At 36.1% G+C, this 15,936-nt stretch carries 16 protein-coding genes; 13 read left to right on the top strand and 3 right to left on the bottom strand.

The window, feature by feature from the left end:
• Nucleotides 1–121: 121 nt before the first annotated feature.
• The 4 genes from LC095_RS22995 to LC095_RS22980 all read left to right on the top strand — a co-directional run bounded on the left by LC095_RS22995 (nucleotide 122) and on the right by LC095_RS22980 (nucleotide 3,777).
• The gene (locus LC095_RS22995) at nucleotides 122–871 is read left to right on the top strand and encodes a GTP cyclohydrolase II (protein WP_226530347.1); all 750 of its coding nucleotides are present in this window, start codon (nucleotides 122–124) and stop codon (nucleotides 869–871) included.
• Nucleotides 864–1,955 carry a bifunctional diaminohydroxyphosphoribosylaminopyrimidine deaminase/5-amino-6-(5-phosphoribosylamino)uracil reductase RibD gene (ribD, locus tag LC095_RS22990; protein WP_226530346.1) on the top strand — a complete coding sequence of 364 codons (1,092 nt, stop codon included), beginning with the start codon at nucleotides 864–866 and terminating at the stop codon, nucleotides 1,953–1,955. The genes LC095_RS22995 and ribD overlap by 8 nt, the downstream gene beginning before the upstream one ends.
• 333 nt (nucleotides 1,956–2,288) lie before the next feature.
• Nucleotides 2,289–3,071, top strand: coding sequence for an alpha/beta hydrolase (locus LC095_RS22985; protein WP_226530345.1), 783 nt, complete (start codon nucleotides 2,289–2,291; stop codon nucleotides 3,069–3,071).
• Nucleotides 3,072–3,291: 220 nt separating this feature from the next.
• Nucleotides 3,292–3,777 carry a GNAT family N-acetyltransferase gene (locus LC095_RS22980; RefSeq protein ID WP_226530344.1) on the top strand — a complete coding sequence of 162 codons (486 nt, stop codon included), beginning with the start codon at nucleotides 3,292–3,294 and terminating at the stop codon, nucleotides 3,775–3,777.
• Between the two features lie 85 nt (nucleotides 3,778–3,862).
• Here LC095_RS22980 and LC095_RS22975 read toward each other — a convergent pair whose 3' ends face one another.
• A complete protein-coding gene (locus tag LC095_RS22975; protein ID WP_226530343.1) occupies nucleotides 3,863–4,846 on the bottom strand; it encodes a multidrug resistance efflux transporter family protein in 984 nt (327 codons plus the stop codon).
• A gap of 162 nt (nucleotides 4,847–5,008) precedes the next feature.
• On the opposite strand from LC095_RS22975, the gene LC095_RS22970 reads away from it, so the two are divergent.
• The 3 genes from LC095_RS22970 to LC095_RS22960 all read left to right on the top strand — a co-directional run bounded on the left by LC095_RS22970 (nucleotide 5,009) and on the right by LC095_RS22960 (nucleotide 7,001).
• Complete coding sequence (locus LC095_RS22970; RefSeq protein WP_226530366.1) at nucleotides 5,009–5,527, top strand: YfiT family bacillithiol transferase; 519 nt, start codon at nucleotides 5,009–5,011, stop codon at nucleotides 5,525–5,527.
• Between the two features lie 168 nt (nucleotides 5,528–5,695).
• Complete coding sequence (locus tag LC095_RS22965; RefSeq protein ID WP_226530342.1) at nucleotides 5,696–6,319, top strand: LysE family transporter; 624 nt, start codon at nucleotides 5,696–5,698, stop codon at nucleotides 6,317–6,319.
• A 70-nt stretch (nucleotides 6,320–6,389) separates the two neighbouring features.
• Nucleotides 6,390–7,001 carry a class I SAM-dependent methyltransferase gene (locus tag LC095_RS22960; RefSeq protein WP_226530341.1) on the top strand — a complete coding sequence of 204 codons (612 nt, stop codon included), beginning with the start codon at nucleotides 6,390–6,392 and terminating at the stop codon, nucleotides 6,999–7,001.
• 151 nt (nucleotides 7,002–7,152) lie between these two features.
• On the opposite strand, the gene LC095_RS22955 is transcribed toward LC095_RS22960, so the two are convergent.
• Complete coding sequence (locus LC095_RS22955) at nucleotides 7,153–7,620, bottom strand: divergent PAP2 family protein (protein WP_226530340.1); 468 nt, start codon at nucleotides 7,618–7,620, stop codon at nucleotides 7,153–7,155.
• Nucleotides 7,621–7,723: 103 nt separating this feature from the next.
• Nucleotides 7,724–8,305: a TIGR00730 family Rossman fold protein gene (locus LC095_RS22950; protein WP_226530339.1), complete on the bottom strand. Its 582-nt coding sequence runs from the start codon at nucleotides 8,303–8,305 to the stop codon at nucleotides 7,724–7,726.
• Nucleotides 8,306–8,543: 238 nt separating this feature from the next.
• Between LC095_RS22950 and LC095_RS22945 the strand changes: the two genes are divergently transcribed.
• The 6 genes from LC095_RS22945 (at nucleotide 8,544) to uvsE (ending at nucleotide 15,857) form a co-directional block, all read left to right on the top strand.
• A complete protein-coding gene (locus LC095_RS22945) occupies nucleotides 8,544–9,293 on the top strand; it encodes a hypothetical protein (RefSeq protein ID WP_226530338.1) in 750 nt (249 codons plus the stop codon).
• Between the two features lie 190 nt (nucleotides 9,294–9,483).
• Entirely contained in the window at nucleotides 9,484–10,566 is a 1,083-nt protein-coding gene (locus LC095_RS22940; RefSeq protein ID WP_226530337.1) for a D-alanine--D-alanine ligase, read from the top strand.
• 91 nt (nucleotides 10,567–10,657) lie between these two features.
• The gene (locus LC095_RS22935; protein ID WP_226530336.1) at nucleotides 10,658–12,022 is read left to right on the top strand and encodes a UDP-N-acetylmuramoyl-tripeptide--D-alanyl-D-alanine ligase; all 1,365 of its coding nucleotides are present in this window, start codon (nucleotides 10,658–10,660) and stop codon (nucleotides 12,020–12,022) included.
• A gap of 66 nt (nucleotides 12,023–12,088) precedes the next feature.
• Entirely contained in the window at nucleotides 12,089–12,796 is a 708-nt protein-coding gene (locus LC095_RS22930; protein ID WP_078433148.1) for an alpha/beta hydrolase, read from the top strand.
• Between the two features lie 501 nt (nucleotides 12,797–13,297).
• Entirely contained in the window at nucleotides 13,298–14,779 is a 1,482-nt protein-coding gene (locus tag LC095_RS22925; protein ID WP_319005837.1) for a DEAD/DEAH box helicase, read from the top strand.
• A 112-nt stretch (nucleotides 14,780–14,891) separates the two neighbouring features.
• Complete coding sequence (uvsE, locus tag LC095_RS22920; RefSeq protein WP_226530334.1) at nucleotides 14,892–15,857, top strand: UV DNA damage repair endonuclease UvsE; 966 nt, start codon at nucleotides 14,892–14,894, stop codon at nucleotides 15,855–15,857.
• Nucleotides 15,858–15,936 lie beyond the last annotated feature (79 nt).

The following is a 15,936-nucleotide window of genomic DNA, read 5'->3' as shown; positions in this document are numbered from 1 at the left end:
AAAAAGTATTTTGTCTATAACTTAAAGATGGAAGGAAAAATCAGAAAAGTTGACGTTATTTATCTCCAAAACGTATACTTACTTACAATAAGTAAGTTAAATGTTAAGGGGAGAAAAATGTATGATTGAAGCAATAAAGGAGATTCCTCTAAAAACCTTAGAAGATAAAATAACGGTAGTACCTTATGAAGAGGGAATGACTTATATAGTTGGCCCAATTAATCTGCCAATACAATTAGATGATGAAGCATTATTTTTTAAATGGTATTGCTGGCTGAATGTAGAGGGGGAACAAGATTCTTCGTTGAAAACGTTAATAGATAGATTACCTACTCTTGAATTAGCTGGTCAGCAGCAATCAAGTGTATTGGTATACGGTGATTTTGAAACAGAAGAATCTGCACTTATCCGGATGCACAGCATATGCCATACAGGTGATATATTTGGAAGTAAAAGATGTGATTGTGGTTATCAATTAAAACAATCGTTAAAAATGATAAAAGAACATGGTGTTGGGGCATTATTCTACCTAGCAAATCATGAGGGCCGGGGAATAGGTTTATTTAGCAAGGCCTTTGCGTATCTTCTTCAGGAGGATGGGTTAGACACTGTTGAGGCAAATGAGCAATTAGGGTTTGCAGATGATATGAGAAGCTATGAAGAAGCTATACGAGTGTTAGCATCTCTTAGACAATTACCTGTTACATTAATTACAAATAACCCCCTTAAGCTTGAGGCACTTCATAAATCCGGTGCAAATGTAGATGGACGAATACCATTATGGGGAGATGTGTCCCACTATAATCAGCGATATTTAGAAACAAAAATGGAGAAGGCTGGCCATTTTAGAGGAGGATTTACGATTGAGTGAACATGAGGTTTATATGAACTTAGCCATAAATAATGCTGCTGCGATGAAAGGACAGACTGTACCAAACCCATTGGTAGGTGCTGTAATTGTCAATCAAAACCGTATTGTAGGAGTAGGAGCACATTTAAAAGCAGGTGGTCCGCATGCTGAAATACATGCTCTCAATATGGCGGGTGATCTAGCAAAGGGAGGCACAATGTATGTTACCCTTGAACCTTGTTCACATCACGGTCGAACAGGTCCATGTGCAGTTGCGATTGTAGAAGCCGGTATCAAAAAAGTAGTTGTTGCAACTCTTGATCCAAATCCCCTTGTTGCAGGGAATGGAATAAAGATCTTAAAAGATGCCGATATAGATGTGACTGTTGGTGTTTGTGAAGAAGAATCCATTATGATGAACGAAGTATTTAATAAATTTATTACAACAAAGATCCCGTTTATCACGATGAAATCTGCTACAACATTAGATGGCAAAATTTCTTCTTATACATCTGATAGTAAATGGATCACATCAGAGGAAGCGAGAAAAGATGTTCATCAATTAAGACATGAGCATGCCGGAATATTAGTAGGAGTTCAGACTGTCATGAAGGATGACCCTGAATTAACAACGAGAATTGAACATGGGAGAAATCCTGTACGCATCATTCTTGACAGTCGCTTAACGACACCGCTTCATTCTAAAATAGTGACTGACCAAAAGGCTGAAACATGGATCTTCACATCCCAAAGCTTTTCTCAATCTGCTAAGGACCAATTGGAAGTTTTAGGAGTAAATGTATTTATTACTTCAGGTGTTGAGCTGGTTGATTTACATGATACAGTCAGAATACTTGGTGAAAAAGGTGTCTCTTCTGTCCTGATTGAAGGTGGAGGAGAAGTGAATGCATCTTTTCTAGCTAAGCAATTAGTTGATAAGATCGTATTATATATAGCTCCTAAGATGATTGGAGGAAAAGGTGCCCCAGGCTTCATCGGTGGTCTCGGGATTGAAAAGATGTCAGATGCTATTACTATTAATCATCTAGATATAATGAAGATAGGAAATGATTTTAAGTTTACAGGTTATCCGAGTTATAAATAAAGGTTGTATTCGGAAAGATTGTTGCTTAAGTATATTATTTTAACTTTATAGTGAATTGGAATGTCTGGAGCGCAATGGAACGAACGACTTTTTAACCTGGAAAATCAAAGTTTGTAAAAACAGCCTAAATAAAAAAGGGATGATGTCAAACAATATTGGCATCATCCTTTTTAACATCAATCTCTGGTTGTGTAAAATGGAGGAATAGGTTAAAATGAAAATATAAAACCAAGTAAACTTATAAGAATAATTAAAATTAAGTATTTAAATAGTAAACCTGAGGATCTTGTAAATATCTAGGTAATATTAGAAGAATTAAGGAGGCGGTTTATTATGAATAACGAATTGCATCCCGTTCTTTCAGGAGCGGAAAGTTTATTTTTCAAAGGAAATGAAACAGGAATTGTTTTATGCCATGGTTTCAATGGTACACCGCAGAGTATGGAATATATAGGAAAAAGCCTTGCTGAATATGGCTATACAGTCTCTATTCCCCGATTAAAGGGACATGGTACTCATGTGAAAGATATGGAATCGAGTACATATGAGGAATGGATTGAAAATCTTCAGAAAGCCCATGAAACATTAAAGCAAACCTGTGAAAGGGTGTATATAGTAGGGCAATCAATGGGAGGAGCTTTAACACTTCAAGTAGCTTTAAGACAGAATGTAGATGGCATCTTCCTCATAAATGCCGCTGTTACAGATGTTGCATACAATGAGTATCGATATGAAAATACATTGAGCATGATTGAAGAAGGTCATCCTGATATAAAAAAACATGCTGTACATGAAATTACGTATGATCAAGTCCCGTTAAAAGCTATTCATCAATTGCTTGATTTAATGGATCATACAAAAAATAAATTGAAACATATATCAATTCCAACTATCATTTTTAAGTCGAAAATTGATCATGTTGTTTCACCAACAAATTCTGATTATATATTTAACAACATCTCTTCTTCTGAAAAGTTGCTAATTGAATTGAAAAATTCATACCATGTTGCTTCAATGGATTATGATGCACCATTAATTGTGGATAACATTCATGAATCTATTACAAACCTTAACAAAGATCGCCTATTTCAAGTGGTTGGTAGTAGTTCCTTTTAATAATAGTATGTGGATAACATAGGTACTTACCAACAGGTTATCCACATATTAACTGAATTATCAACAATTTTGTAAACACTTTCAATGTTTACGGATTTTATTATTGAGGTTTCGATCCTTTCTGGCAATCTCACTGGAATCGCTTGCATTTTAATTCGTTTTATGAAAAATAAATGTTATAATCTGTAATTATCTACTAAACTTATTAAAGAGGGATTTTATGACATTACACATTCGTAGAATGAATGAAGGAGATATAGAGCAAGTACAACGTGTTGCGAAGTCAAGCTGGCATAGTACATATAAGGGAATTATACCTGAACATATACAGGAAAGTTTTGTTAATATTGCATATTCAGATGAGATGTTAATGAAGAGATTAACGGAAACACTTTTTCTTGTTGCTGAGCAAGAAAGTAATATTATTGGTTTTGCAAATTTCACTCCTCTTAAGGATGAAAAAAAGGTTGAACTTGGAGCTATTTATTTATATGAGGAATACCAGGGTAATGGAATTGGCACAGAGCTTTTAAAGACAGGTCTAGAGAAGTTGCAGTATTTAAAGAAAATGTACGTAAACGTGGAGAAAGATAATCAAAGTGCTGTAAACTTTTATAAATCAAAAGGATTTATGATAGAAACAGAATATGATGATGTGTTTGACGGGCATACATTAAAAACAGTCAGGATGATGCTGGAAAAATAAATGCTGAGCCTGGTGTGTGTAAAAACAAGAGAAAAGGATAAGCGTACAATCACTGCTTATCCTTTGAGAGCCTTAACCGATGTGATTATGAAAATTGTTTGGTAGCTTCAGGCTTTACTGATTGTGTTACTTTGTCACTCCTGGAAATATAACTATGTAATACCATACCGATCATAACTAATGCCATCCCGAAGAGGGAAAGAGAGGTTGGCAAAGCTGCTCCTAAGAAAAGGATTTCACCTAATAAAACAAAAAGTACTTGAATCGACTGAGTTGCCTCGACTGCTGCAAGCTGTGCCATATTATGCTGTACCATATTCGTAGCTTGAAAGAATAGTAAAGTTGCGATTAAGCCTGAACATATGGCTACCCAAAAGGATTGGATCGTTTGTGTTTTTGTCGGCAGACCTGTTGTGGATAAAGCAAAGATGGCGAAAATAATCCATAAAGGCAAGCTGCCTAATGTCATTCCTAAAACACGCTGAAATACATCTAATCTTCCATCACAAAGTGCCATCATTTTGCGGTTTCCAAGCGGATAGGCAAATGATGCAATGAGAACTGGGATGATAGTTAGTAATACAGGTTTTAGTGATAAATGACTGGCATGTTCATATTGCATTACAGCAACACCTAGAAGAATGATCATTGACATGCTCAGTCCTTTAATAGGGATTTGTCCCCGAACTTTTAAAGGGCCATTTGCCGTTTGAATTTCCTTGAAAAAGAGCGGAGCAAGAAGTGAGCCTGAAAGGATTGTCATCTGCCAAGTTGCCGCAATTAACCAACCAGGTCCGAATGCACCTGCAAAACAGATCGGAGCATAAAATAAACCAAATCCCACTGTACCCCATAATAGCCATTGAACCGGATGTTTTTTCATTTCCTTCATAAGCGGAGACCATTTTTTTGTCCCTATGACAAAAAGAATAAGAAAAGGGAGCATGAAAAAATACCTCAAGGATGAACTCCATAACCAACTTCCTCCGGATAGCTCCATAGAACGATTTAAGACAAATGTAAAGGCAAAAAAGAAGGAAGAACAAACGCCCAGTAGGATAGCTCTCAAAGTAAACACCCCCAATGATATAATTTACAATTTAATGGTAAGAGATTGATCATACTATAACATATTAACAATATAAAGTGTGATTTTTCTGTATTGTTCAAAAGTTCCTGCAGAAATATAATGAAACTAACAATAATCTTGTAATGGAGAGTGAAATGGATAATGAAAAAAAATCTGCAGTACCCCATCGGCGAATTTGTACCTCCGGAAAATGTTACTAAAAAGGATTTAGAAGGGTGGATCGATACAATAGAAGGGGCTCCTGAACAACTAAGGAAGGTCCTTGATTCACTGCCGGTATCGTTAGTAGATACTTCTTATCGACCTGGAGGATGGACCGTAAGACAAATTGTCCATCATCTTGCTGATAGTCATATGAACAGCTATATACGGTTTAAGTTGGCTCTTACAGAAAATGGCCCTACTATAAAAGCATATGATGAAAAGGCTTGGGCTAATTTACCAGATTGCCAGACTTCAATAGATGTATCCCTGCAGTTGTTGGAATCTCTCCACAAACGCTGGTGTCATCTCTTAAAGTCTATGTCATTATCAGACTTTGAAAAGACTTTTTATCACCCTGAAACAAGGCAAGATGTTAAGCTGGCAACAAATATTGCATTATATGCATGGCATAGTAAACATCATATCGAACATATTAAATTAGTTTTGGTTCATTAAATAGCCGCAGCATTCTCTTTTTAGGGAATGTTCTTTTTTGAAAAAATATAATATTAAATATTGAAAGAGAAACTAAAAAACATAGCCTACATAAACTGGGATTTTCCTGAATATGATGTACAAGCATACATAATTAAATGGTTACATCAGATACTGGAGGTTTGGATGTTGAGTAGTTTATTTAGCTATGTTTTTCTAGGTGTATCTTTAGCAGCACCAATCGGCCCTGTTAATGCAGGTCAAATTGATCGGGGGATAAAAGGCGGGTTTTTCCATGCCTGGATGTTTGGACTTGGAGCTACAACAGCTGATGTCGTGTACATGTTTTTAGTATACCTGGGCTTTGTTAATATTCTTCAAATCTCTATTGTGCAAACTTTTTTATGGTTATTTGGATTTTTTGTCTTGGTGTATACAGGAATTGAAAGTCTACTATCTGCTAAAAAACATATGATGATCAATGGAAGAGGAAGTGTAAGTTACATAAAATCATATTTTTCCGGTTTTTTTATGTCCTTACTTAATCCGTTGAGTATCTTATTTTGGATTGGGATATATGGATCTATTTTAGCAAACACCGTGGTAACTGAAGGTGCTGCACATTTTATTTTTTATTCTGCAGCTATTCTCTGTGGTGTATTATTATGGGATTTCATGATGGCGATTCTTTCAAGTTTTTTGAGAAAGTATTTAACACATACATTACTTGCGGCTATTTCAGTTATTTCAGGAATTTCGTTAATTTTGTTCGGTTTGTATTTTGGTTATCAAGGAATAAACGCCTTATTTTGATTTCAAGTGAATTGTGTTTATGAAGGAATGAATAGGGTTATTGATTAGGGACCGAAGTTGGGAGAAAGAGGTGCCGAAATTGATAAAATCCTTCAAAAAACAATTTAGTGTTCCAAAAGGATACTTAGGGAAAATTGCTGGAAACATCATGGCATTAGAAAATAAACGCTTAAACAATTGGACCTTATCGTTATTGAATATAAACAATAAAGGTTATGTTCTTGAAGTGGGGTATGGACCCGGCGTGTGTATGAAGAAAATCCTTCAAAATTATTCCCAAGTGACTATACATGGAATTGACGTTTCTGAAACAATGAAAGAGCAGGCTGAACATAGATTAAAAGAGTTTATCGAAGATGAAAGAGCAAAGGTTTTGGTTGGTGATATAGAAATGGCAGATCTGCCAAATGATCGTTACAACAAGGTACTCTCAGTTAATAACTACACCATTTGGAAGCATCCGAAAAAGGGACTAGAGCGGTTGTATAAATCGATGAAGGAAAATGGACAGATTGCTATTACCATGCAGCCAAGAGAAGAAAATGCAAGTACAATAAAAACAAGAATGTTTGCAAATCAAATTTACCAGGACTTATGTGATTGTGGATTTAAAGATGTGAATATCTGTTATAAGCGGCTTTATCCAATCCTTGCCGTTTGTGTGACGGCAACAAAGGTATAAAAAACAGGTAAGAAAGTATAAAATTTTGTACTTAGTGTGGTGTCTAGCTCCAGCGCCTAGTCCCTCGAGGTCATAAGGCAATTTGGAATTGAAGGCAAAGAACGCCCTTTATTCCAAATCGCCTTATGCTTGTCGGGACTGATCAAGGCGCTTACGCTTTTCTTAATAAAGAACTGACCAATCCTATTAGGATACCTAAACACGCACCACCTGCGACTTCAGCCGGCTGGTGACCAAGAAGTTCATTTAATTCTTTTTCTTGTTTTACATGAAAAAGACCAGGCATATGTCCGGATAAAAGCTCTATATCTGCATCAAGATCGTTAACGATCTTTGCAATCTCACCTGTATGTCTTCTTATTCCTTGTGCATCATACATGACAATAATTCCAAAAATAACTGCTAAAGCTGTTTCAACAGAGTGTATACCTTTTTTAGTTGCAACATATGTTGCGAGGGCTGATACTCCTGCTGAATGTGAGCTGGGCATTCCGCCTGTTTGGAAGATTGGCCGCCAATCCCAAACATCATTCTCTTTTTTGTGTGTAAATATTTTAAGACCCTGTGCAATTCCAATCGCTGAAAGAGCGGTCCAAATTCCTCGATTCATATCCCTCACCTCTATGTGAGTAGTGTTTATCAAAATGAAAACAATATGCACAGGGAAAAAGAAAACGTTTAAAGAAGTAGAGATATTGAGGTAAAAAAACATAGGTAGTTACCTATGTTTGTTCAGAAGTAATCCATTTTGTTAATAAAGGTGGTTTATACGTACGGAATTTATTGATAAGTTCTTGTGGATCCTGTTCGACGATCACCATGGAATGATATTCAGGCTTTAAAAATTCTTCTTGAATCATATGACTGAAGAATGCCAACAGTTTATCATAGTATTGATTGGCGTTAATCATTCCGATTGGTTTTTGATGCTCCCCTAGTTGAGCCCATGTGTATACTTCAAAAAATTCTTCCATAGTACCGGGACCCCCAGGTAGCACAATGAATCCATCCGAGAGCTGTTCCATTTTTGCTTTGCGTTCATGCATGGTATTGACAACAATTAACTCTGTTAAGTTTGTATGTGCAAGTTCCCTTTCCATTAACATTTTTGGAATGATTCCAATAACCTCTCCACCAGCTTGGAGAGCTGCGTTAGCTACTGAGCCCATAACCCCGAGTTTAGAACCGCCGTAGACAAGAGTAATTCCTTCTTTGGCTAAATGGCTTCCGAGTTTTTCTGCTGCTTCTAAATATAAAGAAGAAGCACCCGGACTTGATCCGCAAAAAACACTAATTCGCTTCATTTTTCTTCCCTCCATTTCTAAAAAGCTAAGACACCTTTTAGTTCAATTCCTTTGTTTAAGAAACTACTTACTCTCTAGTTTAGATTGTTTTTAGCAAGATGAACATAATGTTTACACCTTTTTTATAATAAATATGAACAACCTTTCGTTCTTATATCAATTTGATGATGTTTACATAATTTTCAAGTATAAGTGGGAAGTTAGAAGCGTACTTATGTATTTTAGGAGAGATGCAAAAATGACGTTAGGATTGAAATGGTTTGTTATGGATTCACTTCAGTCGTATATACAGGAAAATGAATTAGTGAGTGCTGTTGATTTTTATTATGAAAACCTAAAGGAAATAAAAGGTAAAGTCCTTGAATTAGGTCAGAATCATTTGCATTTGCTTCCGCAATTTATCGCTCGTGGCTTGAAGATGGAAGGTGTCATTGATTCTGAAACTGGAAAAAAAGATTGCTATGAAAAATGTAAAGAGATTAGTCTGTCTCCAAAATTACTGCAAGCTATGCTTCCTAATTTCAAAACAGCCTCGTTATATGAAGCGGTCATCCTTCCTTTTGGAGTTGTGTCTTCAAAGTCAAGAAGAGTTGATGCAATAAAAATAGTGAAAAATAGTTATGATCATTTAAAAGAGAACGGCATCTTCATTGTTGATCTTTTTTTACAAAGTGAATTTTCGGTTCTGCAAGCGGAAAACTTAGTTCTTGAAAAAAATGATAACTTGTTTGTTGGAGAATCCAAACTTGTGAAGCTGGACTTAATCGAACAAAAAGCCACATATACCTTAACGATTGAACATTGGAAAGAAGGAAAAAGCCCATATAAGGAAAGTAAGGTTCAAACATATACATGGTTTGGAATTAAGGAATTTAAGTTAATTCTTGAGAGAATAGGCTTTTCATCTGTAACAGTTTATGCAGATTACTCCAGTAGTAAAAGTGATTTATCAGAAGGAAAGGTGTTTACATTTTTGGCACAAAAATAAAGGCAAACCTCCTCGGAAAATTCTTATCTAAACAGGTGTCACCCTATAAAATGAGGGCTATATACGGATTATATAGTGGCAATAACGAGTTTTCCCGAAAACTTATTACATAAAAAAGGAATCAGTAATAACAATTTTGCCCTAAAGTGATAAAATAAGAATGATGAAAGAACTGAGGAGGATAATCCAGATGAAAATGAAATTAGGTCTTATCTATGGTGGGAAGTCTGCAGAGCATAATGTTTCCCTGCAAACGGCCTTAGCTGTTATAAATGCGTTGGATATGAGTAAATTCGATATACATCCTATATATATTAAAGAAGATGGAGAATGGGTAAGAGGTAAGGCATTAAATGAGCCTGTCAAGGAAGTGAGTTCATTAAGACTCCAGGGAAATGGAGATGTTGTTTCGCCTGTTTCTCTTAATTCGGATTTATTTCCTGCAACTGTAGCAGAACAAGATAAAATTGATGTCATCTTCCCGCTTTTGCATGGACCAAATGGTGAAGATGGAACAGTTCAAGGGCTTCTTGAGTTATTAAACATTCCATACGTAGGGAACGGTGTATTAGCATCTGCGGCAGGAATGGATAAGGTTGTCATGAAGAACCTCTTTGCTCAGGCAGGCTTAGCACAGGCAGACTATGTATCTTTTATTAAAAGTGATTATGATCAGTCACCTGAAACTGCTTGTGAAGAGATTGAAAAAAGACTTGGATACCCATGCTTTGTAAAGCCTGCTAATCTTGGCTCAAGTGTCGGGATTAATAAATGTCAGGATCGTCCTTCATTAGAGGCGGCAATTAAAGAAGCATTTGAATATGATCGCAAGGTTATTATTGAAGAAGCAATTACAGGTAGAGAAATAGAAATTGCTGTAATCGGAAACGATCAACCTCAATGTTCAGTTGTGGGTGAAATTGCTCCGAAAAAAGAGTTCTATGATTATAAAGCGAAGTATGAAGATGGCGATACAGATTTAATCATTCCGGGAAATGTGACAGATACAGAGTATGAAATGATTAAAGAAATGGCGATTGCATCCTTTAAAGCTATAGATGGTTCAGGTCTGGTTCGTGCAGACTTTTTCCTAACAGAGGATGGTAGAGCATTAATAAATGAAGTGAATACTATGCCGGGGTTTACTCCATATAGTATGTTCCCGCTAATGTGGAAACACACGGGACTAGAATATGCACAACTCATTGAAAAGTTAGTAGATCTTGCATTAGAACGTTATGAGCAAAAACAACTCATTAAACATTCTTTCTAAAGTAAAAAAGCGTTTATATAAGATGAATGAGGGGAACTGAATAAAGCACCAGTCAGTTCCTTTTTCCATTTAACAAAATAGGAGTGGGGATATGATTAAAAGATCGTTGCTTGAAATAGAAAAAATGGTCGATGGATATGGTTTGGCGGAAGAATATAAGAACCTTTACATCTCAGGTGTTACAACAGATTCCCGTCAGGTTGAAAAAGAAAGCTTGTTCATTCCACTTGTGGGGGATATTTATAATGGTCATGAGTTTGGAGAAAAGGCATTAAAAGATGGAGCGGCAGCAGTGCTTTGGCAAAAGTCGGAGAAGAATCCACCAAAAGATGCCCCGGTAATTTTTGTTGAGAATACACTTACAGCGTTGCAGACGCTTGCGAAATCGTACATGAACCAACTGCAAGTAAAAGTTGTTGGAATCACCGGCAGTAATGGAAAAACAACAACAAAGGATATGGTGGCATCTCTATTAGAAACCACATATAACGTACATAAAACAAAAGGTAATTTCAATAATCATATTGGATTGCCATTAACTGTATTAAGCATGAGTGAAGAAACTGAAGTGGCTGTACTGGAAATGGGCATGAGTGGCAGAGGTGAAATAGAGCTTTTATCAAAAATTGCTCATCCAGATGTAGCGGTAATTACAAATATTGGTGAATCACATTTAATGGATCTAGGCTCAAGAGAAGGAATTGCAGAAGCAAAACTGGAAATTACAAAAGGATTAAAAAGAGATGGCTTGTTCATTTATCATGGAGACGAACCTTTATTACAGGAAAGAGTATCAGACTTGTCGTTAAAAACAGCTACATTTGGTGAAAAGTCAACAAATGAATATTACCCGGCAGAGATCACCCAGGAGCTAACTGGTACATCATTTAAAGTGGAAAATGAGGAATACTTTATTCCAGTCCTAGGAAAACATAATGTATGGAATGCATTAGCTGCATATGCTGTTGCTGAACATTTAGGTGTAAATAAGGAAAAGATTAAGGCAGGCTTTTTGTCGATTAAGGTTACGGGTATGCGCTTGGAATTAATTGAGGCAAAAAGTGGTGCGTCTATCATTAATGATGCATATAATGCCAGCCCTACTTCAATGAAGGCAGCAATTGACTTAATTGAAAACCTAAATGGATTTGAGCAAAAGTTTGTTGTTCTTGGCGATATGTTGGAACTGGGTGAGGAAGAAAAAGAATATCATCGTGAGGTGGGGAGAGCGATCAAGCAAAATAACATCTCACATATCTTTACCTTTGGACGTTTAGGTGCAGAAATAGCTGCAGGGGCAAAAGAAAATTTTGCTCAAGAATTTGTACATCATTTTGAAGAGAAAAGTGCATTGATTACATTGTTAAAGTCACTCGTCCAAAAGAATGATGTTGTGCTTGTGAAAGCATCAAGAGGGATGAAACTTGAAGAGGTAGTGAACGCTCTTATTACTTGATATTTTCCTATTGGGAACTAATGAATATGAATTTTCTGATACCGTTCAAAGGAGGCTTTTAATTCTATGAAAGGCTGTCTATTTATTCATGGTTTTACTGGCGCCCCTTATGAGGTTGAGCCGTTAGCGAGCTATATTAAAGAAAAAACAGGCTGGGTTGTTAAGGTGCCAACCCTGCCTGGACATGGTGTAACTCTTTCCTTAAAGGGGCATACATATATGGAATGGATTACATATGCTGAACAAGAGCTTTTAACCTTAATGGATGAGGTGGATGAGGTATATGTAATTGGTTTTTCAATGGGAGGGATCATTGCCTCTTATTTAGCAGCTAATTATAATATCCAAAAGTTGGTTTTGCTTAGTGCCGCAGCATATTATGTAAATCCAAAACAAATCTTCCTTGATTCAAAAGAAATGATAAAAGATTTAATGAATGGGAATATTAAAGATAATGAGCTGTTTAACCGGTATAAAATGAAAATCATGCATACACCAATTAAAGCTACTTTTGAATTTCAAAAACTTGTGAAGAAAGTAAAGCCTTATTTTCAGTATCTCAACATACCGGTTTTGATTATTCAGGGTGAGTGTGACGGAATTGTACCGGTGAAAAGTGCTTATTATTTATATAACAGCATTCCTTCAAAACAAAAAAAGCTACACTTATTACCGTGTTCAAAGCATCACGTTTGTCACGGAGATGATTATGAAGACCTAAAAAACTATGTAGAAGAATTTCTATATAAAGAAGATAAAGTACTAACACAATGATCTTTTAGGTCTTTTGTAAGGTGTATATTAAACAGATTTTGTTTTACTGGTTTTGACATTAAGTTGAAATACATTACTGGTAGTGGTATGATTACATTTAAAGTGTTTGCGGGCTTTAAATAAGGTAAACTGCTGCCCTTCGTTAATAAAGGGCATTTTTTCTTGCAAATAATCAGAACGGTTTAACATGTATAAGGAAAACTTTGTTCATTAAGATATAACATGTTTTCTAACACACCTGACTGTTTTTTCATGATGACACAACAGTTGATAATCTTTTTTTATACTATCAATATGCATATAGCGTATGGAAGATAGTATAAGAAGAACGAAGGCTTTCGCCATTAGAACTTGTCGATAAGCCAAGTTTTTCTAATGTTTCTGGTAGTGACCAGAGATTAGGATTGAATATAAACATCGTTTCATTATGAAGACGATTTTGGATTACCTATAAGGTCTGTAAATATTTACAGCAAACGATATAGAAGGAGTATGAATACATTGACAATAACGTTTCAAGATTTAGGTTTAAGTTCGTCATTGATGGAATCTATTAGCAAAATGGGGTTTGAAGAACCTTCACCAATTCAAGCCCAAACCATTCCATTAGCCTTGCAGAAGAAGGATGTTATCGGGCAAGCGCAAACGGGAACTGGAAAAACAGCCGCATTTGGTATCCCTCTTATTGAGAAAATTGATGTGAAAAATAACAGCATACAAGCTGTTGTTGTTGCTCCTACACGTGAATTAGCGATTCAAGTTTCAGAAGAACTATATAAAATTGGTTATCATAAACGCTCTCGAGTTCTTTCAATTTATGGTGGTCAGGATATTAACAGACAAATTCGTTCTCTTAAGAAAAATCCTCACATCATTGTTGGAACGCCTGGTCGTTTACTTGACCATATTAATCGTAAAACCATTCGCTTAAACAACGTTCATACGATGGTATTAGATGAAGCAGATGAAATGTTAAACATGGGATTCATTGAAGATATTGAATCAATCCTTTCAAATGTACCAGATGAGCGTCAAACATTACTTTTCTCAGCTACAATGCCTGACCCGATTCGTCGTATTGCAGAAAAGTTTATGACAGAGCCTGAGCTTGTAAAAGTAAAAGCGAAGGAAATGACAGTTCCGAATATTACTCAATATTATTTAGAGGCACAGGAAAGAAAGAAATTTGATATCTTAACAAGACTACTTGATATCCAATCACCTGAGCTTGCCATTGTGTTTGGTCGTACAAAACGACGTGTTGATGAATTATCTGAAGCGTTAACTTTAAGAGGTTACACAGCAGAAGGAATTCACGGTGACTTAACACAGGCTAAACGTATGTCAACATTACGTAAGTTCAAAGAAGGTACGATAGAAGTTCTAGTTGCAACAGACGTTGCTGCGCGTGGATTAGATATCTCTGGTGTCACACATGTTTACAACTTTGATGTACCACAAGATCCGGAAAGTTATGTTCACCGTATTGGACGTACTGGTCGTGCAGGTAAAACAGGTATGGCGATGACGTTTGTGACACCAAGAGAATTGGATATTGTGAAAAATATCGAGCGCACAACAAAACGTAAAATGGAACGTATGAAGCCGCCGACTCTTGATGAAGCAATTGAAAGTCAACAACAGATGACAGTTGAAAAAATGCGCTCAATTATTGAAAACGATAATTTATCTTTCTACAAGCGTACTGCTGAAGAGCTTTTAGAAGAGTTTGATGCACAAGTAGTTGTAGCTGCTGCCATCAAATACATGACAAAAGAGCCTAACTCTGTTGAAGTAAAATTAACGGAAGAAGCACCACTATACTCAAAATCCAAAAACAAAGGTCGTTCTTCTAGCAACAACAGAAGAAAAGGTGATTTCAACCGCAGAGATGGACAAAAAAACCGTTCATCATACGGAAGCCGTGACCGTAATAAAAGTGGCCAAGGTAACAAACAACGCCGCTACTCTAACTCAAAATAATAAGTTTAGGAAGACTGAATCGTGATTAAGATTCGGTCTTCTTTTTTTAATTTTATATGAACTAATAGTTGGGGAAGCTAAGGGAAAATGGATTAAAGAGGTGTAATGTAACATGACCATTATCCAATTAGGCTATGTAGCAATGAGTATGAATTTGCAAAATTGCTCTCCCTCTCAGACGATGACATTTGCCCAATTTCAAAAAATTAAAGACAGAGAAGCTGCTATTAAGAAACTTGAAAAAATTGCAATGTCAAATCTCTCAAATTGTCTGCGGTTATTAAAGCATAATATTGCTCATGACATTCACTTTTTTCGGTTTAGCTCAAAACTAATTCCTCTCGCTAATCATGAAGAACTGAGTGACTGGAAGTACATGAGAAACCTTAACGGACCACTAAAAGAAATAGCGGAGTTTATTGTTCAACACCCTATGCGAGTTGGGTTTCATCCGGATCATTTTGTTGTCTTGAATTCAACGAAACCGGAAATTATGAAAATGTCTGTCAAAACATTACATATGCATGAAATGCTTCTAAAGGGCATAGGGGTGAACCCTGAACACCGGTGTGTTATTCATATTGGTGGAGCTTATGACGATAAAATAAAAGCGTTAGAACAGTTTATTCATAACTGGGGGATCATTCCTGCTACCATACAAAGAATGCTTCTTTTTGAAAATGATGATACAACGTTTCATTTACAAGATGCCCTTTATTTATGTGAAAAGCTTGGAGTGCCTCAAGTGTTTGATTATCATCATCATTTAGCCTTCCATGAAGATCCGGAATGGGAGCAGCAGTGGGAGAGAGTTATTGGTACTTGGCAGGCATCACCATTACCGGTTAAAATGCATATTTCAAGTCCAAAAAATGAAAAAGATTTTAGAGCTCATGCTGATTATATAGATCCAAATATGTTTATGAAGTTCCTACATGTTGTAAAGGGAAGTGTTCAGCAAATTGACTGTATGATCGAAGCGAAACAAAAAGATAATGCTTTATTTCAATTGGTAACAGATTTACAATCGGAAAAAAGCATTGAATGGATCGATCAGTCATCTTTTAAAATACATTAAATCCCCTCTGAAGAATACAAGCTTACTGTGCTATAATAAAATGGGATAATTTTCTTTTTTTCTGTTATCAAAAAGCATG

It is taken from the genome of Metabacillus niabensis (assembly GCF_020524345.1).
Lineage (GTDB): Bacteria > Bacillota > Bacilli > Bacillales > Bacillaceae > Metabacillus > Metabacillus niabensis_B.
Note: the sequence above shows the minus strand (reverse complement) of the source record. Positions and strands in the feature narration are given on the sequence as shown.